19 protein-coding genes and 1 pseudogene are annotated in these 21,587 nt (G+C 56.3%); 14 read left to right on the top strand and 6 right to left on the bottom strand.

Annotated elements, in window-relative coordinates; all coding sequences use genetic code 11:
* Positions 1–86 precede the first annotated feature (86 nt).
* The 9 genes and pseudogenes from VB144_01465 to VB144_01425 all read left to right on the top strand — a co-directional run bounded on the left by VB144_01465 (position 87) and on the right by VB144_01425 (position 10,628).
* Positions 87–1,883, top strand: coding sequence for a sigma 54-interacting transcriptional regulator (locus VB144_01465; GenBank protein MEA4882323.1), 1,797 nt, complete (start codon positions 87–89; stop codon positions 1,881–1,883).
* Between the two features lie 285 nt (positions 1,884–2,168).
* Positions 2,169–3,242: a Xaa-Pro peptidase family protein gene (locus VB144_01460; GenBank protein ID MEA4882322.1), complete on the top strand. Its 1,074-nt coding sequence runs from the start codon at positions 2,169–2,171 to the stop codon at positions 3,240–3,242.
* 109 nt (positions 3,243–3,351) lie between these two features.
* Positions 3,352–4,965: a peptide ABC transporter substrate-binding protein gene (locus VB144_01455; GenBank protein MEA4882321.1), complete on the top strand. Its 1,614-nt coding sequence runs from the start codon at positions 3,352–3,354 to the stop codon at positions 4,963–4,965.
* Positions 4,966–5,088: 123 nt separating this feature from the next.
* Positions 5,089–6,015, top strand: coding sequence for an ABC transporter permease (locus VB144_01450; protein MEA4882320.1), 927 nt, complete (start codon positions 5,089–5,091; stop codon positions 6,013–6,015).
* Between the two features lie 5 nt (positions 6,016–6,020).
* Positions 6,021–6,956, top strand: a complete 936-nt coding sequence (locus VB144_01445; GenBank protein ID MEA4882319.1) for an ABC transporter permease — start codon at positions 6,021–6,023, stop codon at positions 6,954–6,956.
* Between the two features lie 30 nt (positions 6,957–6,986).
* Positions 6,987–8,018, top strand: coding sequence for an ABC transporter ATP-binding protein (locus tag VB144_01440; GenBank protein ID MEA4882318.1), 1,032 nt, complete (start codon positions 6,987–6,989; stop codon positions 8,016–8,018).
* The gene (locus tag VB144_01435) at positions 8,018–8,977 is read left to right on the top strand and encodes an ABC transporter ATP-binding protein (protein MEA4882317.1); all 960 of its coding nucleotides are present in this window, start codon (positions 8,018–8,020) and stop codon (positions 8,975–8,977) included. The genes VB144_01440 and VB144_01435 overlap by 1 nt, the downstream gene beginning before the upstream one ends.
* A gap of 1,055 nt (positions 8,978–10,032) precedes the next feature.
* A pseudogene (locus VB144_01430) lies at positions 10,033–10,110 on the top strand (transposase).
* A gap of 29 nt (positions 10,111–10,139) precedes the next feature.
* Positions 10,140–10,628 carry a hypothetical protein gene (locus tag VB144_01425; GenBank protein ID MEA4882316.1) on the top strand — a complete coding sequence of 163 codons (489 nt, stop codon included), beginning with the start codon at positions 10,140–10,142 and terminating at the stop codon, positions 10,626–10,628.
* Here the strand turns inward: VB144_01425 and VB144_01420 are convergent.
* From VB144_01420 to VB144_01400, 5 genes are all read right to left on the bottom strand, one after another.
* Positions 10,605–11,795, bottom strand: coding sequence for a mandelate racemase/muconate lactonizing enzyme family protein (locus VB144_01420; protein MEA4882315.1), 1,191 nt, complete (start codon positions 11,793–11,795; stop codon positions 10,605–10,607). The genes VB144_01425 and VB144_01420 overlap by 24 nt on opposite strands.
* Positions 11,796–11,821: 26 nt before the next feature.
* Entirely contained in the window at positions 11,822–13,111 is a 1,290-nt protein-coding gene (locus tag VB144_01415; protein ID MEA4882314.1) for a TRAP transporter large permease, read from the bottom strand.
* A gap of 29 nt (positions 13,112–13,140) precedes the next feature.
* Positions 13,141–13,659: a TRAP transporter small permease gene (locus VB144_01410; GenBank protein ID MEA4882313.1), complete on the bottom strand. Its 519-nt coding sequence runs from the start codon at positions 13,657–13,659 to the stop codon at positions 13,141–13,143.
* A gap of 41 nt (positions 13,660–13,700) precedes the next feature.
* Positions 13,701–14,741 (bottom strand): TRAP transporter substrate-binding protein, encoded by a 1,041-nt coding sequence (locus VB144_01405; protein ID MEA4882312.1) that lies wholly within the window; start codon positions 14,739–14,741, stop codon positions 13,701–13,703.
* A 110-nt stretch (positions 14,742–14,851) separates the two neighbouring features.
* Positions 14,852–15,559, bottom strand: a complete 708-nt coding sequence (locus VB144_01400) for a FadR/GntR family transcriptional regulator (GenBank protein MEA4882311.1) — start codon at positions 15,557–15,559, stop codon at positions 14,852–14,854.
* A 130-nt stretch (positions 15,560–15,689) separates the two neighbouring features.
* Between VB144_01400 and VB144_01395 the strand changes: the two genes are divergently transcribed.
* Positions 15,690–15,911, top strand: a complete 222-nt coding sequence (locus tag VB144_01395) for a hypothetical protein (GenBank protein MEA4882310.1) — start codon at positions 15,690–15,692, stop codon at positions 15,909–15,911.
* 13 nt (positions 15,912–15,924) lie between these two features.
* Here VB144_01395 and VB144_01390 read toward each other — a convergent pair whose 3' ends face one another.
* Positions 15,925–16,986, bottom strand: coding sequence for a LacI family DNA-binding transcriptional regulator (locus VB144_01390; protein MEA4882309.1), 1,062 nt, complete (start codon positions 16,984–16,986; stop codon positions 15,925–15,927).
* 267 nt (positions 16,987–17,253) lie between these two features.
* Here VB144_01390 and VB144_01385 point away from each other — a divergent pair, with 267 nt between their 5' ends.
* The 4 genes from VB144_01385 to VB144_01370 all read left to right on the top strand — a co-directional run bounded on the left by VB144_01385 (position 17,254) and on the right by VB144_01370 (position 21,585).
* Positions 17,254–18,375 (top strand): glycoside hydrolase family 15 protein, encoded by a 1,122-nt coding sequence (locus tag VB144_01385; GenBank protein ID MEA4882308.1) that lies wholly within the window; start codon positions 17,254–17,256, stop codon positions 18,373–18,375.
* 85 nt (positions 18,376–18,460) lie between these two features.
* Entirely contained in the window at positions 18,461–19,735 is a 1,275-nt protein-coding gene (locus tag VB144_01380; GenBank protein ID MEA4882307.1) for an extracellular solute-binding protein, read from the top strand.
* 105 nt (positions 19,736–19,840) lie between these two features.
* A complete protein-coding gene (locus tag VB144_01375; GenBank protein ID MEA4882306.1) occupies positions 19,841–20,746 on the top strand; it encodes a sugar ABC transporter permease in 906 nt (301 codons plus the stop codon).
* 17 nt (positions 20,747–20,763) lie between these two features.
* A complete protein-coding gene (locus VB144_01370; protein MEA4882305.1) occupies positions 20,764–21,585 on the top strand; it encodes a carbohydrate ABC transporter permease in 822 nt (273 codons plus the stop codon).
* Positions 21,586–21,587: the final 2 nt, after the last annotated feature.

Raw genomic sequence — 21,587 nt, 5'->3', positions numbered from 1 at the left:
AGCGGAAGGAAATAGTCAATACACATGGAACACCATACTATTCAGGTGGACTGATTTCCCTGCATTGCCAGAGAGGGCTGATGGCCATGACCGTTCTCATGGAGGTGCAAGGCTTCGCGCAGGCGGTTGCGGACGCAATCGGCGCCGTGATCGGAGTAGAGGTCGGCATGGTCGATGAGAACCTGCTGACTGTGGTAGGCTCAGGCAAGTACGCCAGGCACATAGGGCGGACACTCGAGAGGAGCACCGTGTCGGCGCGGGCGCTCTCCCAGGGGCGGACCATGGTTATCGCGAATCCGCCTCACGACGAGATATGCCTCCCGTGCACACAGAAGGAGAAATGCACCGACGTCGCCGACATCATCTGTCCCATGATCATCGGGGGTCGGCCGGCAGGCTGCGTCATCCTCGTGGCCTGCTCAACGCCGCAGAAGGAGATCCTCCTGGGCGATATCCAAAGGTGGGTCAATTTCCTCGAGAGGATGACCGACCTGATCTCCCGTGCGTTCAACGAGAGGCAACAGGCGGACAGGGCTGCGAGCCTGGCAAGGCAGTTCGACACTGTAATTAACTCTGTGAACGACGGCATGCTCACTATCGACAGCTCCGGAGTGGTGCTCCACGCCAACCAGTCCGCCGCGCGTTTTCTCAAGGTTACACGAGAGCGGCTCGTTTCGTGCCCGGTGAGTGATGTCTTTCCCCAGCTAGGCATCGATGCGCTGCGAGACTCCAATTCGTCCGAGTGCGAGACGTATTCGTGCATCCGGGGGGAGAAGGAGTATTGGCTTGCGACGGTGAGGCCGATAGCGGACGACTCGTACCCCCACGGACATGTTCTCACCTTCCGCGGGATCGAGGAGATTCCCAGGATGGTCGCAAACTACATTCGCAGTGAAAGGCACTCCACTTTCGATGACATCCTCGGCTCAAGCCCTGCGATCACTCATGTGAAGAAGATTGCCGCCCGCATCGCCTCGAGCGATTCAACAGTCCTGATTCAAGGAGAGAGCGGGACTGGAAAGGAACTGCTCGCCCGGGCCATTCACTTTGAAAGCGCCCGTCGGAAGGGCCCATTCGTCGCTGTGAACTGCGCCGCTATCCCAGAGTCGATCCTCGAAAGCGAGCTCTTTGGATACGAGGAGGGCGCATTCACCGGGGCAAAGCGCGGCGGGAAGCCCGGCAAGTTTGAACTGGCCCATGAGGGCGTGCTGTTTCTCGATGAGATCGGAGACATGCCTCTTCACCTTCAGGTCAAGCTGCTCCGGGCCGTTGAGGAGCGAGGAGTGGACCGTCTTGGCAGCAGGAGGACGGTGCCCATCGACATAAGGATCATCGCAGCCAGCAACAGGGATCTGCGCCGGATGTCGTTGCTTGGCGAGTTCCGGCCCGACCTGTTCTATCGTCTGGCCGTGATCCCAATAGTCATGCCGCCGCTCCGTGAGCATAAGGAGGATATCCGCGAGTACGCGGCTTACTTTGTCGCCAGGTACTCCCGCGCCCTCTGTAAGGCGGCAATGTCCGTGTCGCCCGCAGCCATGGCCGCGCTCGCGCGCTACAGCTGGCCGGGCAACATCAGAGAGCTGTCAAATGCCCTGGAATACGCTGTAAACCTTGTGACGGGACCGGTCATCGATGTCGATTGCCTGCCGCCCCAGATCCTATGCTCCTCTTCCGCAGACCCCGCCGCTGCCGCCAGACTGGATCCAGGCCTTCCGGCATGCCCGAACGGACTCCGTTCGTCGAGGTGCGCCATAACCCGGAGTGATCTGCAAGAGGCGCTTTCACGCTACGGTCGCTCTACTCACGCGAAGGAGGCCATGGCGGCCGCCTTCGGAATAAGCAGAGCGACGCTCTATCGCAAACTCCGAGAGTACAACCTGTAATCCCCCGTTCCCAAGCGCCCTCCGATTTCTCAGTTTCTCGTGTGAGACCGAATCTCGTCTCACGTGAGAAACATGCGGCTGCGGTGGACCGCTTCGCGTTCCCTCGCCGTCGCTTCTTGCCACGTCTTGCCGCTCCTTCCTCAACAAGTGTGCAGTTGCCCCGGGATGGCACGGATCCTGCAATAGGAAAACGGGAAAGGCTCGCGCCCCAGCCCCAGTCTTGTGAGGGTCGCGCCGATGCCAGGCGCGGTCGCAAACACGCCGTAAGGGGAGTATTGATCGTCTATGAAGAGATGCGAACAAGCAGCAAGCAGCCTGGAATCGTACAGTGTTGACGCCCTGCTTATCACGAGTGAGCCAAACATCAGATATGTGAGCGGATTCACGGGTTCGGAGTCATATGTCTTCCTGTCATCTGCGGCCAGGGTGTTCATAACCGATTCCCGTTTCACAGAGCAGGCAGAGGATGAATGCGAAGGTTTTGAGATCGTGCGCCACAGGTTCCCGTATCCTGCGTTGGAGGAGATCCTGAAGGAGTTGGCAGCAAAACATGGGGTGCATAGGCTCGGCTTTGAGAAAAGCTCAGTCACATTCGGTTTCCATGAGAAGCTGGTGAATGCAGGCCTTGAAGCGCAGCTCATCCCCACGGTCGGAATCGTGGAGGATCTGCGGTACGTGAAAGATGACTATGAGATCGAGCTCATTGCGAAGGCGGCCAGGATTGCCGACGAAGCGTTCGGTTATATCCTTGAGATCGTAAAGGTGGGAATTGAGGAGAAAGAGATAGAAGTCGAACTGGACTACTTCATGAGGAGGGCCGGCGCCTCTGCGGTCGGCTTTCCTACAATCATTGCGTCTGGACCCAGGTCGTCCCTGCCCCACGCCGTTCCATCCCGGCGCAAGATCGAATACGGCGATTTCATCACAATGGACTTCGGGGCATTGTACGGCGGCTACAGGTCCGACATGACGAGAACGGTGGTCATGGGGCGAGCCAACGACACGCAGAAGCAGATCTACGAGATTGTGAGGAATGCGCAGGAGGAAGGGCTCCTCCATGTTAGTGCGGGTGTGAAGGGAACGGATCCTGACCGCTCCGCGAGGGACGTCATCATAGCTGCCGGTTTTGGGGACTTCTTCGGGCATGGTCTGGGGCACGGGGTGGGGCTTGAGATCCATGAGGAGCCATTCATGTCGCCCAAATGCGACAAGACGCTTGCAGCTGGAAACGTCATTACCGTGGAGCCCGGACTGTACCTGCCAAAGTGGGGAGGCGTTAGGATAGAAGACACTGTAGTCGTGAAGGAGGATGGCTGTGAGCCGCTTACGCTTTCGCCCAAGGAACTCATAGTGCTCTAGGCACAACCTAGGCGGTAGGGGGCGAGACTAAGGCAACGAATGGAAGTGAGGACTCACACAGATACCCGGACCAGGCTGGCTCTCTCGGAATCGAAAGGAGGACGGACAGATGAAAGGTAGATCTCTCTGGATCATCGTGGGCATGCTCCTTCTCGCTCTCGTGAGCGGCTCAAGTGCGGGGGCCGCCCCAAAGGCGCAGCGGATTGTGTGGCCGATCGGGGCCGAGGTGCCTCTCGATCCTCAGCATTCCTGGTCGGTCGTTACGAACACGATCGGCACTCATTTCATGGAAGGCCTCGTGAGAGTGCACGATGGCAAGATTCTGCCTGGCATCGCGAAGAGCTGGGACATCTCGCCGGATGGCAAGACCTACACATTCCATCTGAGGGACGCGGCGTGGAGCGACGGCTCCAAGATTACTGCGTACGACTTCGAGTATGGCATGATCCGGCTCCTCGACCCGAAGACCGCGGCCGAGTACGCATGGGCCGCCTATTATATTGAAAACGCAGAGGAGTTCAACACCGGCAAGCTGAAGGACCCCAGCAAGCTGGGGGTGAAGGCCATAGACGAGAAGACGTTCCAGATAAGGTTGATCAACCCGGCCCCGTACTATCTCGGGTACCTGGATTTCTACTTCTTCTACCCCGCCAAACGTGAATTTGTCGCTAAGTGGGGCAACGCCTACGGAGCTGATGCCGACAAGCTTCTGTACAACGGCCCGTTTATCCTGAAGGAGTGGAAACACGAAGAGGAACTGATCCTAGTGAAAAACCCGAAGTACTGGAACAAGGATGCAATCAAGCTCGACGAGATCAGGATCCCCATCATAAACGATCCGAACACCGCATTCAACATGTTCGAGAACGGCGAGCTCGACATCGTGAACATACCTCTCAACCTGATACCAACCTACCTGGCCAAGGGAAAGGCGCAACTTCGCTACAACGGAGCGAATGACTGGATCAAGCTCAACCTCAAGAGCGGGCCGGCCATTCTCAAGAACAAGAACTTCCGCAAGGCCCTCAACTGCGGTCTCGATAGAGAGGCCTACATCAATCGCGCCACAAAGGGCGTGTATGACCCGGCGACCAGGTACATCCTCCCCGTGGTCTCTGGAATCGAGAAGAAGTTCGTGCAGGAATACCCCCTTGACTTCTACCCGAAGAAGGGGGACATTCCCAAGGCTCAGCAGTATCTGAAGAAGGCCATGGAGGAGATGGGGATCAAGAACGCATCGGACATCACGATAGAGTTCCTGATCCAGGATGACCCCTACACCAGACTGATGGCTGAGGCATTGCAGGACATCTACAGGCAGAACCTGGGCATCAACTTCGCGATCAAGCAGGTTCCCTATAAGCAGAAACTGGCCCAGGACACAGCCTTCGACTATCAAGGCGTCTACCAGGGCTGGTGCCCCGACTACGATGACCCCATGACCTACCTCGAACTATGGATCAGCTCATCCACGTACAACGCTGGCTGGTCCAACAAGAAGTACGATGATCTGGTGGATTTCGCCCGGTCGACTACAGACGTAAAGAAGCGCGCCGACGCCATGTTCGAAGCAGAGAAGATCCTGCTCGAAGAGGCAGTGTTCGTGCCCCTCCAGTTCCGTCGCGATGCGTGGCTGTGCAGCGACAACCTCAAGGGAGTCGTCAGGACATACATCGGCGCCGACCCAGACCTGGTATATGCGTATCTCGACCCCGTAAAGTAGCGCTCAGCCGGCGGCCAAGCAGGCGGCGGCCAAGCAGGCGGCGGCCAAGCGGTGGAGAGCGGCAGTAAGCTGCGGGCAGCGCCCTTCCCGAGCGGCGCTGCCCGCCCTGACTGGAGGGATCACATGCTCAGGTACATCGTCAACAGGTTCATCGTGTCAGTCTTCACACTGCTCATCCTGGTTACGCTGGTATTCCTTCTCGTGAGGCTTTTGCCAGGCGATCCGTTCACCAGTGAGAAGATGACTCCCGAAGTCAGGAACAACATGATGAACTACTATGGGCTGGACAAACCTCTTCACATCCAGTACTTGCGGTACCTTGGCAACCTGGCAAGAGGCGACCTTGGAACGTCGATGAAATACGCCAATCGGCGAATTAACGACATCATTGCTCAGGCTTTCCCATATTCTGCGGATCTCGGCATACGCTCTATACTTCTGGCAGTTGCGATAGGACTCATTCTGGGAATAGCCGCTGCTTTGAACCGAGGCAAGGCATGGGACTATCTGTGTATGATCATAGCCATCATTGGAGTGTCGGTTCCAGACTTCGTGGTCGGGTACCTGCTCCAGTTCGTCTTCGGGATCAAGCTGCACCTTCTGCCGGTAGCTCAGTGGAAGAGTTTCCGGCACACGATCCTTCCAGTGTTCGCTCTTAGCCTCTACACCCTGGCCCTGATATCCAGGATCATGCGGTCAAGCATGCTCGAAGTCGTATCGCAAGATTACGTAAAGACCGCGAAATCGAAGGGCTTGTCCCCATTTCAGGTCGTAATGAGGCACCAGGTGCGAAACGCCATTCTCCCGGTGGTGACCCTGCTGGGTCCGATCACTGCCTCAGTGCTCACCGGCACATTCGTGGTGGAACTGATATTCGCCGTTCCCGGCATGGGAAAGTGGTACGTCCTCGGCATTCAGAATCTCGATTACTCAATGATCCTGGGCATGACCGTGTTCTACGGCATTTTCCTGATCTTCGCAAACTTCATCGTCGACGTCCTGTACGGGTTCATAGACCCCAGAATCAAAGTCGTGCGCGAAGGGCGGTGATGTACATGCGACAGCAGGCCGAGCCCATCACCGTGGAGATGCTGACGCGAGTGGGCAGGAACGCGGAGAACATGGAGGCAATAGTAAGGCCGAGCCTCACGTACTACCAGGACGCGTGGCGTCGTCTGAGGGGCAATAAGGTGGCGATGGCAGGGCTGGTGCTCGTATGCCTGTACGTCGTCCTTTCATTAATCGGCCCCGTGATGGCGAAGTGGGATTACCGGACCAACAGCATGGACATGGACCTTCCTCCGTCCCGCGCCCACTGGTTTGGAACAGACACATTAGGACGGGACATGTGGGCTCGGGTGTGGGTCGGAGCAAGGGTCTCGCTGTCGATCGGGTTCATCTCCGCTATCATCAACTCAGTGGTGGGAGTCGTGATCGGGGGAGTATCAGGCTATTTCGGCGGCGCCATCGACATGATCATCATGAGGTTGATCGACGTGCTGTATGGCATCCCATACATGATCATCGCAATCCTCGCCATGCTCGTGCTCGGACCCGGCATAACAAGCCTGATCGTGGCCATGGTTCTTGTCGGGTGGATAGGCACAGCTCGGATGGTTAGAGGTCAGATTCTCCAACTGAAGGAACAGGAGTTCGTCCTGGCCGCCGAGGTCCTCGGCGCCGGGCACATGCGGATCATCTTCAGGCACTTGATGCCGAGCGTATCCGGCCTGCTGATCACGAACCTCACAATGGCAGTCCCGCGGGCGATCTTCTCCGAGGCCTTCCTTAGCTTCATCGGCCTAGGTGTCCAGCCACCCTACCCCAGCTGGGGTCAGCTTGCGAGATACGGCGCCGAGTGTTTCCGCATCTACCCGTGGGAGCTCTTCATACCGGCCTTCTTCATCAGTACGACCATGCTGTCCCTCAATCTACTCGGAGATAGCCTCAGAGACGCTCTCGATCCGACTCTGCGTGGGACAATCGAGTGAGAACATTGCGATTGCACTGGGGATGTTCAAATGGAGCGATTGCTCGAAGTTAGAGACTTGGAGGTCTCCTTCAGGACATATGGCGGAGAAGTGCGGGCGGTAAGAGGAGTATCGTTCGATGTAGACTGCGGAGAGTCCGTAGCAATAGTCGGTGAATCCGCATGCGGCAAGACGGTCACGGCGCAGACCCTGATGAGCCTGATACCGATCCCGCCCGGAAAGATCGGGGCCGGTTCCATCAGGTTCAACGGGGTGGAGTTGACTGCGCTCTCCGATAGGCAAATGGAGAAGTACCGCGGCTCCGAGATCGGTATGATCTTTCAGGACCCCATGACCTCGCTCAATCCTTTGATGAGGATCGGCGATCAGATCGCGGAGGTGCTCACGAGGCATCAACGCCTTTCGCGCAGGCAGGCGAAGATGCGCGCTGTGGAGATGCTGGAGATGGTTGGCATACCAGAGCCTGCCCACAGAGGCGGACAGTACCCTCACGAGTTCAGCGGGGGCATGAGACAGCGGGTGATGATAGCTCTCGCGCTGGCGTGCCGGCCCAAGCTGCTTATTGCAGACGAGCCCACAACGTCGCTTGATGTCACCATCCAGGCTCAGATCCTGGAACTCATGAAGGATCTGCAGAACAGATTCGGCACTGCAATCATCCTTATCACCCACGACCTGGGCATCGTGGCGAACCTCGCCGATAGAGTCCTCGTAATGTACGCTGGCAGGATCATCGAATCTGGCTCATCGGACGAGCTGTTCTATCACCCTGCTCACCCCTACACCTGGGGGCTCCTCAAGTCGGTGCCCAAACTGGATTCGGACAAGACTCAGAGGCTAATCTCAGTGGACGGAACCCCCCCGGATCTATTTGCGCCCCCGGCTGGCTGCGCCTTCGCGGTAAGGTGCGAGCAAGCCATGAGAGTGTGCTACGATAGATACCCAGGTGAGTATGGCGTGGAAACTGGAACTGGGGATGCAACGCCGCACAAGGCGGCATGCTGGCTTGCGCACCCAGAGGCAATGCCACTGATGGCGCCGCGGGAGGTGCTCGTTAAGTGATGGATGCATCAGGGCCTCTCGTTGAAGCAGTGAACCTGAGGAAGTACTTCAGCTGCGGCAGGAACAGGGTCCTCAAAGCCGCAGATGACGTGTCGTTCTCAATCCATAAAGGGTCGACTCTGGGTCTCGTTGGCGAGAGCGGATGCGGGAAAACCACGACCGGCAGGGTGGCGGTCAGGCTGTACGAGGCCACAGGCGGCAGAGTAATGTTCGATGGCAAGGATATTCATTCCCTCCGTGGGCAGGATCTTAAGGAGTTCCGCAAGAGGGCGCAGATGATTTTTCAGAATCCCTACGCCTCCCTCAACCCAAGGATGACCGTTGGGGACATCATCGGCGAGGGCATGGATATTCACAGGATGGGCGGGCGACGGGAACGACTGGATAAAGTGAACGAACTCCTCAGCCTCGTGGGCCTGAGTAGGGATCATGCAGGGAGATTCCCTCACGAGTTCAGCGGCGGGCAGCGGCAGCGAATTGGCATCGCGCGAGCGCTCGCCGTCGAACCGGAGTTCCTAGTGTGCGACGAGCCTATCTCCGCCCTGGACGTTTCCATCCAGTCACAGATCGTGAACCTCCTGATGGACCTTCAAAGGGAGTTCAACCTGACCTACCTGTTCATTTCGCACGATCTCAGAATGGTGAAGTATGTATCGCACCAGGTGGCTGTGATGTACCTTGGGAGCATAGTGGAGATCGCCGACTCTGATCAGCTGTACGTGAACGCGCTTCGCCCATATACGCAGGCTCTCCTGTCGGCGGCGCCTACCCCGGATCCGCGAACGGAGAGATCACGGCAGCGGCTCCTGCTCGAAGGCGATGTTCCGAGCCCCATCAACCCTCCGGATTGTTGCAGATTCGAGAAGAGATGCAGCAGAGCGAAGCCCGTGTGCCGGGAGGTTCGGCCCGTTCTAAGGGAGATCGAGGGTGGTCACTCCGTCGCGTGTCATCTGGTGTGATTCTGAGACTGTCAGAAGTCACGAACCCCTGTTCCTGCGGCGTCAGCACCATAAGCTCCTTTATGAAACCGATCACCCGAGCCTTGGCGGCGTCCACGGCGAAGTGTTCTGTGCGCCGCAAGACCGGGAGCAGGTCGGTGCGAATTCTGTGGTGAGTCAGTTCATCTACCCAAAATGCGCCGAGAAATGTCAACAGGTAGGCGAGGCAAGTTGAATGAGGGTGTCACGCACGAAACCAGTGTCCTCCGAGCGCTTGGCAAGGAGATTCTTGCTGTAACCAGACAGGTTCATCGCCTACTTGCTCGTACATGTGGAATGGATCCTTCGGGGCAGCCAATCTCCGCCTCCGGCTATAGGTGCTCTCACTTGACGTTTCCGGCTGAAGATAGCGCGTACTCTTGCCTGTGCTATCAACCACTGTACGCTCCAGGTCAATCACGCGAATACCTTCAGTGCCGTTTGGCTCAATCATTCCGTCGTCGAATTTCGAGGGAATGAACCCGTAAGTGATGCCCTCAAAGTCGAAATCTGCAAAGCGAGATTGCGATGAGACGAAGACCTCATAATAGACCTGATTTGCCGCACTGTGCTGGCTGGGCCGCATTGTGCTGAACTGCTGGCGCTTTGCTTCTCCGCCCCACACTGCATCGTGCCATGGCGTGCCGTGGGTGCTGCGCTAACCGAAACCCGGACAGAATTCCCTAGGCAAGCTTTATGGAGCGACCTGTACGGAATTCGTACTGCCAACACCGGATACCAGTACGGATTCCGTACAACGCTGAAGGCAAAACCGGCGGACAAGCCTCAAAAGCTGCTCAGTGATTCCAAATATAGCCTATCCGCATACATTATAAGCATATACTACCGCTATATAGGTGTTGCCGCGCTCTCTAGATCCCGATTTTCGACGAATGAGGCCTAGGGTGGTACGAATTCCGTACTGGTTGCACGGCGAACCTGTACGAATTCCGTACTACACACAGGATTGGCTGTGGGAATGATGAGATGGCTTAGGATGCCCAGGACTCAGGGCGCCGGATCGCCAATGTGTTGGAGATCCGGTGACAGCAGGCGCAATCCTCGGCCGTCTGTTGCACCACTCACATACAGTCAACATCAAATGGGAGCGCTGCCGACTGCGCAGAGGAGCTCAAACGAAGCGATGCGGGATTTGTTGGCAGTGCGTTCGGAAACCGAACGTGGCTTCCGCGAAGCCTCACATACTGCGTCCATGGCGCTCCCGCACGCACGAGATCTGGTTGAGCCCACGATGTTCGAACACGCTGGGGAGCTGTGGCTCAAGGCAGGCGGATTAGTGTTCTCGGATGCGTCTGGAACCACACCGTTGCACCGCGGCGACAAGATCTCCATAGGAAAAGACGGATACAACGAATGGCGGAAGATCGAAACGGAGGGCGTGTTCAGCACCGAAATCCCATCTCGAGGCAGAGTGCTCGTGTCCTCCAACGAAGGGGAGATCATCTACGATAGCCTAATGGACGGGCAGACTGACATGGCCCTGAGTGAAGGATGCTATGTCTGCTTCATAGGCGACGCGGGAGATCTCTTTGAGCCGCTGTTTGGGCCGCGGAGGTGGACTCCACGGCCCTTGAGCTTGCATTGTGGACTATTTGACTGTCTCGACGATTGACTCTCTGAGCACGTCTTGCGATAGATCCTGACCAATGCCGGGCAGGTTGGGAACATCGTAGTAGCCGTCTACAGGCTGGTAGTCGTATATGCACGACTTGATGTTGTCTTCAAGCAGTGAATAGCGATGGACCTCATGGATGATGAAGTTGGGTATGGCCGCTTCAAGCTGCAGTGCAATGGCGGTGGCCATGGGGCCTCCGCACACGTGCGCCTGCACTGTGACGTCGTATGTGTGAGCCATGTCGCATAGCTTCTTGCCCTCGGTCACACCTCCACAGGTTCCGAGGTCAGGCTGGATCACATCGATTGAGCCATTCTCGAAGAATGGGCGATAACCCCAGCGCGTGAAGACTCGCTCTCCACCTGCCAAAGGTATGTCTACTTTCTCGGCTACCTTCTTCATCTGCTCAGCGCTGAGAGGCGTAACGGGCTCCTCGTAGTAGAACACGCCCAATTCCTCGATTGCCCTGCCAAACTGGATTGCCGAGGTCGTGTCGGTAAACGCGTGCATCTCTACGATGATGTCGAGATCAGGGCCTGCAGCTTCTCTGATTGCCTTGATGCGATTATAGCCAGTGCGCACCTGCTGTGCAGATAGAACGCCCGTGAGATTCCAGCCAATCCATTTGCCGTTCAGATCCATTCCTAGCGGATCCACTTTGATGGCTGTGTAGCCATCGGCCATGGCTGTGAGAGCTGCCGCGGCATACTGCTCTGGCTCAATGAGGGTCTGCTTTTCCTTGCTGCGCCCCCACCCGAACTGCAGCTGGCTTGCGTAGGCTCTGATCTTCTCGCGGCACTTGCCTCCCAGCAGAACACTGAGGGGAACCCCAAGGGCCTTGCCTTTTATGTCCCACAATGCGGCGTCGATGCCGCTGAAGCCTGCGTATACCACGGCGCCGCCGCCCTGGCCCCAGAAGGTCTTGCTGTACATGTCGTGCCAGATTGCCTCGTTGTTCATGGGATTCTTGCCTATGATGGTCCTGGCCAGATCCTTTGCCATGCCAAAGCCTGCAGATGCGCCCACCCCGTAAGCCAGGCCAACCTCGCCATATCCATATATGCCTTCATCGGTGTTAATGCGCACTACAACCGGCCGCCACTTGCTATTGGCCGATCTGAGGGAGTTTGCTACTTCGATTATGTCGACGCTGGTGATTTTCAAGATGCATACCTCCAGTGGTTATGGGGTTACAGGCTGGCGCCAACAAGCCTGAGAAGGCCGATGCTGATCCCTGGCACATACGTGATGATTGCCATTGCCACGAAGAGGGCCACTATGAACGGGGTAGCCTTCTTGGCAATGGCGCCTACCTCCAGTCCGGTCATGCCAGACGCCACGAATAGATTCAGTGCAACTGGCGGTGTGACGAAGCCAATTGCCAGGCTCACCGTCATGATGATTCCAAACTGAACCGGGCTCATCCCGAAAGCCTTAACGATGGTGAGCAGCATCGGCGAGAAGATGATGATGGCTGGCGATGTAGTCATCACCATTCCCACTAGCAACAGGAACACCAGAATCAGGAACAGCACGACGCCCGGGCTGCTCGTGAAGGAAAGCATGGCGGAAGTGATCCTAGCAGGCACACCCATGAGCGAGAGCATCGCGCCTAGGGCGGATGCAGGGGCGAAGGTGAGCATTATGCCGCCAACCAGTGACGTGTTGTTCTTGAGAGCGACAAGGAACTCTCTCCACGACAGTTCCTTATACACGAACAGTCCAATGATCAACCCGTAGAAGAGCGACACAATTGCAGCCTCTGTAGGAGTGAACACGCCTCCGTATATGCCCCCAAGTATGATCGCGGGCATCAGAAGCGCCCATTTGGCGTCCCAGAACGCTCTTCCTACTGCCTTGATTCCGGTTGCTTCACCTGATCCCCGGTAGCCCTTTTTCTTGGCGATGATCCAGTTCACGATCATCAGGCCGACGCCAACTACCAGGGCGGGGCCGAAGCCAGCCATGAACAGGCTTCCTACTGAAACGTTGTTAGTGCATCCGTAGACGACCATGGGGATGCTGGGCGGCACGATTATGCCCAGGCCGCCTGCGGCTGCCACCAAAGCAGTGGCATATACCTTGTCGTAGCCATGCTTGACCATTTCGGGAATCATGATGGTTCCGATGGCCGCCACCGTGGCAGGCGCTGATCCAGAGACCGCTCCAAAGAACATGCATGCAAGCACGGTGACAGTTCCCAGTCCTCCCGGGGAGTTGCCGACAAGGGTGTTTGCCAGTTTAACTAGGCGCTTTGATAGCCCACCAGTCTCCATTATGCTGCCCGCAATCATGAAACCGGGTATTGCAAGCAGTGGGAATGAGTTGAGCCCTGAGAACATCGACTGTGCGACAAATCCTGCCGTGGTCACGGGGAACGCCATGTTGGTGACGAGCATGGCGACGGCGAGAGCTACTCCTATAGGAACTCCTATGAATAGCAGCACAGCGGATGATACTAGTAGTAGTGTTGCAGCCACAGTGATTTCCCCCTCCTTATCATCCAGTGCTAGGCGTCCAGCTCCAGCAGCCCCTTCTTCTTTGGCTTGTCGAGAATATGGGGATCAGCAAGGATCCTAAGGGTTGCCTGGACTACCCTGAAGGACGTGAGCAGCATTCCAAGAGGCATTACACAGTAGATCATCCACTTGGGAATGCGGGTCACGGCTGTGGCAGCGCCGGAACGATGCAGATTCTGAATGAGAGTCGCGAATGGGAAACACATGTAGATGCAGAAACCGATGAATATCAGATTGGCGACGATCAGCAGAATACGCTGGACCTTCTTGGGCAGAAATGATACCAGTTCGATCTTGAGATGCTGGTCCTTAACAACTGCTGCCGCGCACCCGAAGTATATAGATGCGATGAACAGGATTACCGCTATCTCTTCAGACCACGGGATTGCGTACTTGAACACATATCTGGAAACGACCTGAACTAGCAGTAGCGCGAACATAACGACACTGCATATAGTGCCCAGAAATACTTCCAGGTCCTGATTCAGCCATTTCAGCACTGACTTCATGTATACGGCTCCTTCTCTTGCCAAGATTACGAGATGACGGCCTACAACCCGAGATCGGACTTGATTCGCTCCACCTCGGCGACGATTTCGGTGAAGTAATCCTGGCCGATCGCTTCAGCAGCCTCGCTCCATGCACCCTTAGACTGTTCATTAAATGCACGAGCCTGGTCATCAGTGAGATACGTAATCTGTATGCGCTCAGAGATGGTCTTGAGGATCTCGGCTTCCACCTCTGCTAGCTTCTCACGGGAGTAGAGCTCGGCAGAGCTGGCGCATTCCAGAAGGGTTTCTTTGACATCGTCGGGCAGCTCATCGAAGAACTTGCCGGCGATGACGAAACTGGTGGAGGTGTAGTTGTGGTTTGTGATGGTCATGTACTTCTGAACTTCATAGAACTTCATGTCGTAGATGTTGAGAATCGGGTTCTCCTGCCCGTCGACTGTGCCTTGTTGCAGCGCTGTAAACAGTTCGGAGTAGGCAAGAGGGGTAGGAGCGGCGCCCAGCTGCTTCATGACTGCCATCTGAAGAGGATTGGTCATGGTGCGGATCTTCAGGCCCTTCATATCAGTAGGGGATGTGATGGGCCTCTTGCTGTTGGTGGTCTGCCTGAAACCAATATCCAGATACGCCACAAGCTTCACACCGGTCTGCTCAAGCAGCGCTGCTGCCATCTTGTCGCCCATTTCCCCATCGAGGAAGGCGTATACCACGTCGGCATTGGTGAAGAGGTACGGGATGTCGAAGGGCATGAAAGCCTTGGTGAACTCGCCGTAGCTCCCCAGAGCGAGGTTCGCCATTTCGAATGAGCCATTCTGCAGGCCCCCAATGATGTCATCGGGAGTGCCGCCGAGCTGACCGCCGGGGAACAGCTTAATCTCGACCCTGTCGCCTAGCTTCTCTTCCATGAGCTCGATGAATCTGCCAATTGCCATGGCCGCTGGATGCTCTTTGAAAGCCGCATCATTGAAACTGCTGTTGATCCTGATCGTTATCTTCTCTACTTTGGCTTCCTTTTTGCCGCATCCGCTGACGATTAGCGCCATGATCAGGGCGGCGACTAGTAGCAGTGATGACTTTTTCATGTAGATTTCATCCTCTTTCTCAGTTTGGTTTAGGGATCGAGTCGGGCGCACTACTCAGGCAATTGCGCGCTCTACTTTTGTGTGGCTAGTCCACCCCCCTTCTCCGCGCCCTAGGGTTGCGTGGCCCGGCGGGCAGTCTCCTCATACAGCCGCCTGCGCGCACGGGCTATATGTTCATCCATGAGGCAACCTGCGGTTTTGGGATCACGCGCGGCGATTGCGTCGGTTATCAGCCGATGGTACTCATTGGACACCCCAGTTATCCCCTCAATTTCGCTGAGCCGCTCCAACTGTGCAACTATGGATTGCTGCACTGTTGCAAATAACCTTGCGAAAACAACGTTGTGCGCTGCAGCGACTACGGTGCGATGGAACTCCAGATCTAGCTGGAAGTAGGCGCTCCTGGAATCTTGTGAGCTCTCCATTGCCTCAACCAGCTCTTGCAGTCGGTCAATTTCATGGCTCTTGGCCCTTTCAGCAGCTAAACTGGCTGCCCTCACCTCCAGTGCCTGACGCGCTTCCACTAGATCAATGAGGCTTATGTCTCCGAAAACCAGGTACTCCGCAGCCTTGTTTATGAGCGAAGGGACTGTCATGTCGTTAACATAGGTGCCGTCGCCCTGGCGAACGGTGAGAAGGCCTAGGCCTTCAAGCTGGCGCACGGCTTCGCGGAGCACGTTTCTGCTCACGTTGGCCATGGCCGCCAGCTGGTTTTCGGGCGGAAGCTTTTCGCCTGGTTTGTAGTCACCATTTGTTATTGCCGAAAAGAGCATGTCAGCAACGGCATCGCCAGCACGGACTCGTTTTACAGGCTTCATAGAACACCAACCTCTTGTCATGGAATGAGGGACGGGGCATCGCTCAGCAAAGGTAGAATGATTGACTGTTAGAATCATTGACCCATTGATTCGATGCAGTGCGGAGAATTCCTTCTGGAAGATCAAAGAAATGAGGGATGCCCTTACCAGCACAATGATGCGTTCGATCACCTCGCCGCGAAAGCTCCCCGTCGCGGCGGTGTCTGGCTGGGCGCGTCTGGGGCCATACGATGTGGTGAACGTAGGGCAGGAGCAGCTCACACTGGTGTTGGTGTGGATTGCCGCCAACGATAGTCGATTCTCCACGGGGCATGTGGATCAAGGGCGGGAGGGATCGCAAGAGCGCATTTGACATGCTGCGCAGGCTAGGGCGCCGAGGGCGGCCCTGTGGTCTCACCCACTTCAAGCTGGGCGGATAGACGCACCGTGCGTGGTTGGATCGCGGGATCGTTAATGCGCTCTAAGAGCAAGTTCGCCGCGATGGCGCCCATCTCCAGAGCTGGTTGGTTGACGCTTGTTACCCGGGGAACGCAAGCAATCTTCGGGACGTCGAATCCTACCACTGATACCTGCCGTCCAGGTGTGAGGCCCAGACTCATGAGGCTCTGAATGAGAAGAAGTGTAGTATGGTAGTCGAAGCAGAACACGGCAGTGGGAGGGCTGACCGAGGCCATGAGCCCTCCCACGATCTCGGAGAACCGCCTATGCGCCGTTACCGGGCTCTTGTCGAGTTCAGCCCCGTAATCGAAGTAGCCATTCTCCCTCTCTGAAGTGGCGAGCGACACCTCTAGTTCAGGTACAGGCTCGATATCGTGGAGTTTGAGCCCACTGCGGAATCCTCTCAAACGCTCCTCATTTACGTTGCTCTCAAAGTCCAGGGACATCACTGCGATACGGCGATGCCCCAGTCCACACAGGTGCTCAACTCCGAGCATTGCAGAACTGTGGTTGTCCATGGATACCAGGGATGCGGAAGGTTCGTCCACTGGCGACTCAATTGCCACGACTGGTATTCCGGCTCGAACTGCGTCTCGGATAGTCTTTTTGCTTGCAGCGTAGTTCACAACAATGCCGTCTGCTCGGTGACGGACTAGCCGGCGCACATAGTCAGCTTCGCGTTTAGGATCTAGTCCTGTATCGCACAGAAACAGGCCGATATCCTCGCGATAGAACACCCTCTCTGCTCCCCTTGCCACGTTCATGAAGAACTCGTTGGTGATGGCGGGAACCATGTAGCCTACGATGTAGGAACGCTTGGTGTACAAGCTCTTCGCGGCCAGATTAGGCTCGAATTCAAGTTCAGCCATGGCCTGTAGCACCCGTTTGCGCGTTTCTTCCCCAACTTTTGGAACATTGTTCAAGACGTTCGAGACAGTGGTGTGGGATACCCCCGCTCTGCGTGCTACATCGCGAAGAGTGGCCGACATCGCGTCATTCCTCCGATTCCAGATGGCCGTGTATCAAGCGGACATCAGTTCACCCTGCATGAGATCACAGCCACATGTTACACCGCATGGTTTCCACTGTCAACCTGGAAACAACAAGAACTCAAAGTCGTGCAGGCCCAGTCCACCTCATGCATGCCTGCGGGCTATGAGTTGACACGGACTTCAGCCGGTGCTAAAGTAAGAATGGCAGTTTACCGGGAAACCAAATGGCAACCTTGCCGATCAACTGGGAAGTGGGGATCTGTAGTGCAGGACTTGCAGAAGAAGAGCATCGATATCATACGCCGTTATCAGTCCCCCAATGGGGCATATGTTGCCTGCCCTAACTTCGAGCAGTACAGTTACTGCTGGCTCAGGGACGGCACTTTCATTGCCTATGCCATGGATAGGTCAGGCGCTCACGAGTCTGCGCTGGCTTTCTACAGGTGGGTCCATGGTGTGATACTCTCGCAAGCAGGCCGTATCGAGAGGATTATTGAGCTGGTCAAATCGGGTCACGTTCCCGATCATCGGGAGATGCCTCCAACGCGCTACACGCTCGACGGTGCAGTCAACGATGATGAGTGGACGAACTTCCAGCTGGACGGATATGGAGCGTGGTTGTGGGGCCTTGCTGAACATGCCCGAATAACAGGTTCTGATTCCATCGTTTCGGACATGGAAAAGACAATCGACGTGACCATAGACTACCTCGTTCATTGCTGGCAGATGCCCAACTACGATTGCTGGGAGGAATTCGGCGACCGGGTGCACCCGGCGACTCTCGCCTGCATATGGGGCGGTCTGACCGCTATCAACCAGTATCTAAACCGCACTGACGTGCGAAGCGCCGCCAGTGCCATTCGGGACTTCATACTTAGCCGATGTGTGGGCACTCACAATTCGTGTTCGAGCAGGTTCGTCAAGTCCATCGGCAACGACAGCATCGATGCCAGTCTGCTATGGATTACGGTTCCGTTTGGCGTGGTTGATCCCCACAACCCGATCGCTAGGAATACAGTCGCGGAGATAGAACGCAGGCTCTACCATGGCGGAGTCCACCGATACCCCGAGGATACATACTACGGAGGCGGAGAATGGCCTTTGCTTGCGTGCTGGCTTGGATGGCACTACTGCCGCGCGGGAGAGCCCAGGCGAGCCGAGCCAATCCTGAAATGGGTGGAGAGCTGTGCAAATGAAGCTGGCGAAATCCCTGAGCAGATCAACGTCCACGTAAACGATCCAGATCACTACTCGGCATGGTGCAAACGCTGGGGGCCAGTGGCGACGCCGCTACTATGGTCCAGTGCGATGTACCTCGTTCTATGTGCGGAGCTTTGCGAAGCCAGGTCATGCGCAATGGAGGTGGAGCCTGGGGAGAGAAGGTGAATCGGGGAGATAGGTCGATGGCAAAGAGGCATTCAGGGTGCGGCGAGCACAGGGGCAGGCTGGACACACAGAAGGAGGGGGAAGGATGCTCAAGAGGATAGCCACGTTCACTATGGCAGTGCTGCTCATCGTAGGCCTATCATTGGCTGTTGGCGCGGAGAAAAGGGCTGCTGTTAAGCTCTTCACCGGCAAAGTGGAGACAGTTGAATGGATGGATGACCTGATCAAGAGGTTCAACAAAGAGAACCCAGGGATCGTAGTTGAGCAGGAGTATCAGAAGGACGCATCCAATGTCATTAAGGTAAAACTGGCTTCGGGAGATGTGCCGGATATCACGACAGTGTGGGACCAGGGATTCGCGGACATGGGCAAGTATCTGGACTTATCCAATGAGGCGAGATGGTGGTCGCGCATTCAGCCTGCGATCCGCGATATGTGCACGGATCTCCGTTCTGGCAAACAGTACCGAATCGCTACGAATATGACCATGGCCGGGCTCTTCTATAACAAGGCCATCTTCGCCGAGCTAGGCCTGAAGGAAGCGACCACCTGGGAGGAGTTCAAGGCAAACCTCAAAACCATCAAGCAGAAGCGACCGGGCGTCGCGCCGCTGTTCATGGGTGGAAAAGAATCGTGGATGCTGGGTCATCTCATCGAGTTCATGGCTCATGGCGTTATCAAGCAGCAGTACGGCGCTATGGGATCGAGACAGGCCTTCCTCGCCAATGACGACTCCAAGCTGAGATTCGATGCCGTAGGCGGCCCAATGGACATCTTCGCCAGTCGGATACTGGAGCTCAAGAATGAGGGCCTGCTCAACAGCGACTTCCTGACTGCAACCTACGACAACCAGCTTGAAGCATTCGCCACAGGCAAAGCTGCCATGATAAGCCAGGGGATGTGGGCGCTCTCCGGAGTACTTGACAAGAACCCCGACATGAAGGAGATAGGCTTCTCGCCATATCCGCCCATCGTCAACGGCGCCAAGCCTGTGGTACTGGCGGCCGAAGACTCGGCCTATCTGATAATGGCGGAGTCGAAGCACAAGGATGAGGCCAAGAAGTTCCTAGACTATCTGTTCAGGCCTGAGAACCTCAAGTCTTACAGTGAGTTCCTCAAGGCGCCGAGCTCGTTTACTGATGTACAGGCCGACTGGGGGCCGATCAAAGACTCGGTGGCGCAAGCACTCAAGAACGGTATCAACATCGGGTTCACCACTGAGGGCCCGTCCGGATTCTCGGGAGACGACGCCGGCAGGATGGTTCAGGAGCTGTATATGGGCAAGTACCGGACCTCAATCGAGTTCGCGAAGGCCTACAAGGCTGCCTGGGATAAGGCCTGGAAGGCCGCAAACAAGTAAGCAGCATGCGTGCCCGCAAGCGAGGAATGCCTGCGTCGGCTGGCGCGGGCGTTCCTCGCAGTGCAACCCGGCACAGCTCAGTATCGACCCAGGACGGTGAGGGAATTGAAAAGACCTGCGTCAGCTCCAGCCATGTTGCGAAAGGCAGGCTCGCACCTGCACTTACTCATGGCCGTTCCGGCGTTACTGCTGTTCGGATTCTTTTTCATCCTTCCACTTACTAGGGGCATTTGGCTCAGCCTTACTGATTGGAATGGAGTATCGAAGGCAAGCTTTGTGGGTCTTCAGAACTTCGTTGACTTCTTTCGTGATCCTCGGGCATTACACGATGTGCTGATTACCGTGTTGTTCGCCTTGGGAAGCGCTCCTTTGCTCAACCTGTTCGGCCTGGCCTATGCGCTAGTGCTTGATCACGAGTTCCGCGGGAGAAACCTAGTAAGAACCATAGTCTACCTTCCAGCCATCATCAGCCCGCTGATCATGGGCTACATATGGTACTTCATCCTGCAGCCACAGCGGGGTGTGTTGTGGCAGATTGCGACCAGCGTCAACCCGGCTTTCTCCGGGGGCAACTGGCTTGCAGGCCCACGGGGAGCCTTGGTGGTGCTGATACTGGTGAACGTTTGGCAGTACGTAGGTATGACCATGGTGGTGTACCTTGCGGGACTGCAATCCATCTCGTCTGAAGTGATCGAAGCGTGCGCCATCGATGGCGCCGGGTACTTCCAAACACTCCGCCACGTCGTCCTGCCGATTTTGCTCTCCTCGTCTGTAAAGATCAACGTGATCACTAACATAATTGGATCGCTTTCAGTGTTCGATGTGATAATGGCGCTCACAGAAGGAGGGCCGGGCTACGGCACTGAGTCTTTGAGCATATACATAATGAGAATGTGTTACGGCAGTTTCACCGGATACTCAACTGCAGTCGCGCTCGTCCTGTTCGTGATCGTGCTCATCCCGGTCCTAATCTCACTTGGGTTCTTCCGCTCCGCGGAATTTGAGGCGTAGCTCAGGAGGGTTTTGACGTGAAACGTAGGAATTCTGTGCTCGTTAGGGCGGCTGCAGCCCTGATGGGCATCACATCAGCGGTCCCGTTCATTGTGCTGCTTCGTATTGCCCTGAGCACGCCTGCGGGCATGTCCAGTGGAAGAGCCCTCGCTGTGCCCGAGTTCCAGATCGCCAACTTCGCCCGCGCCTGGGAGCTTTCGCGCATGGGCGTGGCCATCATGAATTCTCTCGCAATTACGGCCAGCGCCCTAGTCACGCTGGTAGTGTGCGCGGCGGCAGCAGGATATGCTATCGCCCGGTTCCCCGGCAAGTTCCACCTCGCTGTGCTGAACGTATTCCTGTTCTCCATGATGATCCCTGGAATCATAAACACGGTTCCTCTGTACACCCTGATGCGTCGAATTGGAGGGATCAACTCGAGGTGGGCCATGGCGCTAGTTCTGGCGGCAAATGCACTGCCTTTCTCAGTGTTCCTTTACGCGAACTTCATCAAGTCCATGTCCAGAGAGATAGAGGAATCAGCTATCGTGGATGGATGCACGTGGTTCTCGGCTTTCTGGCGAATCACCTTCCCTCTCCTGAAGCCTGTAACGGCCGCAGTTGTGATAGTCAACGGCCTCGGTATCTGGAACAACTACGCGCAGGCCGTGTTCTTCCTGCAAAAGCCGGCAGTAAGGACTATTCCCCTCGCCGTGTCGATGTTCTTTCAACAATACGGAGCTAGGTGGAACATGATGGCTGCAGCGGCGACCATCGGGGCCGCACCTGCGGTTGCCGTGTTCATCCTGTTCCAGAAGCAGTTTATCAAGGGGCTGGCTTCCGGAGCCCTGAAGGGGTGAGG

The organism is Clostridia bacterium, from assembly GCA_034926675.1.
In the GTDB taxonomy this organism is placed as follows: Bacteria; Bacillota; DTU025; order DTU025; family DTU025; genus JAYFQW01.
The sequence above is the reverse complement of the archived record's forward strand: the minus strand, read 5'-3'. Positions and strand labels throughout refer to the sequence as shown.

Bases quoted from the DNA above. Each gene is read 5' to 3' on its own strand.
- VB144_01445 (MEA4882319.1), top strand. From the start codon at position 6,021: ATGCGACAGCAGGCCGAGCCCATCACCGTGGAGATGCTGACGCGAGTG.
- VB144_01450 (MEA4882320.1), top strand. From the start codon at position 5,089: ATGCTCAGGTACATCGTCAACAGGTTCATCGTGTCAGTCTTCACACTG.
- VB144_01435 (MEA4882317.1), top strand. From the start codon at position 8,018: ATGGATGCATCAGGGCCTCTCGTTGAAGCAGTGAACCTGAGGAAGTAC.
- VB144_01405 (MEA4882312.1), bottom strand. From the start codon at position 14,741: ATGAAAAAGTCATCACTGCTACTAGTCGCCGCCCTGATCATGGCGCTA.
- VB144_01380 (MEA4882307.1), top strand. From the start codon at position 18,461: ATGCTCAAGAGGATAGCCACGTTCACTATGGCAGTGCTGCTCATCGTA.
- VB144_01395 (MEA4882310.1), top strand. From the start codon at position 15,690: ATGAGGGATGCCCTTACCAGCACAATGATGCGTTCGATCACCTCGCCG.
- VB144_01410 (MEA4882313.1), bottom strand. From the start codon at position 13,659: ATGAAGTCAGTGCTGAAATGGCTGAATCAGGACCTGGAAGTATTTCTG.
- VB144_01440 (MEA4882318.1), top strand. From the start codon at position 6,987: ATGGAGCGATTGCTCGAAGTTAGAGACTTGGAGGTCTCCTTCAGGACA.
- VB144_01390 (MEA4882309.1), bottom strand. From the start codon at position 16,986: ATGTCGGCCACTCTTCGCGATGTAGCACGCAGAGCGGGGGTATCCCAC.
- VB144_01425 (MEA4882316.1), top strand. From the start codon at position 10,140: ATGCGGGATTTGTTGGCAGTGCGTTCGGAAACCGAACGTGGCTTCCGC.
- VB144_01465 (MEA4882323.1), top strand. From the start codon at position 87: ATGACCGTTCTCATGGAGGTGCAAGGCTTCGCGCAGGCGGTTGCGGAC.
- VB144_01460 (MEA4882322.1), top strand. From the start codon at position 2,169: ATGAAGAGATGCGAACAAGCAGCAAGCAGCCTGGAATCGTACAGTGTT.
- VB144_01455 (MEA4882321.1), top strand. From the start codon at position 3,352: ATGAAAGGTAGATCTCTCTGGATCATCGTGGGCATGCTCCTTCTCGCT.
- VB144_01400 (MEA4882311.1), bottom strand. From the start codon at position 15,559: ATGAAGCCTGTAAAACGAGTCCGTGCTGGCGATGCCGTTGCTGACATG.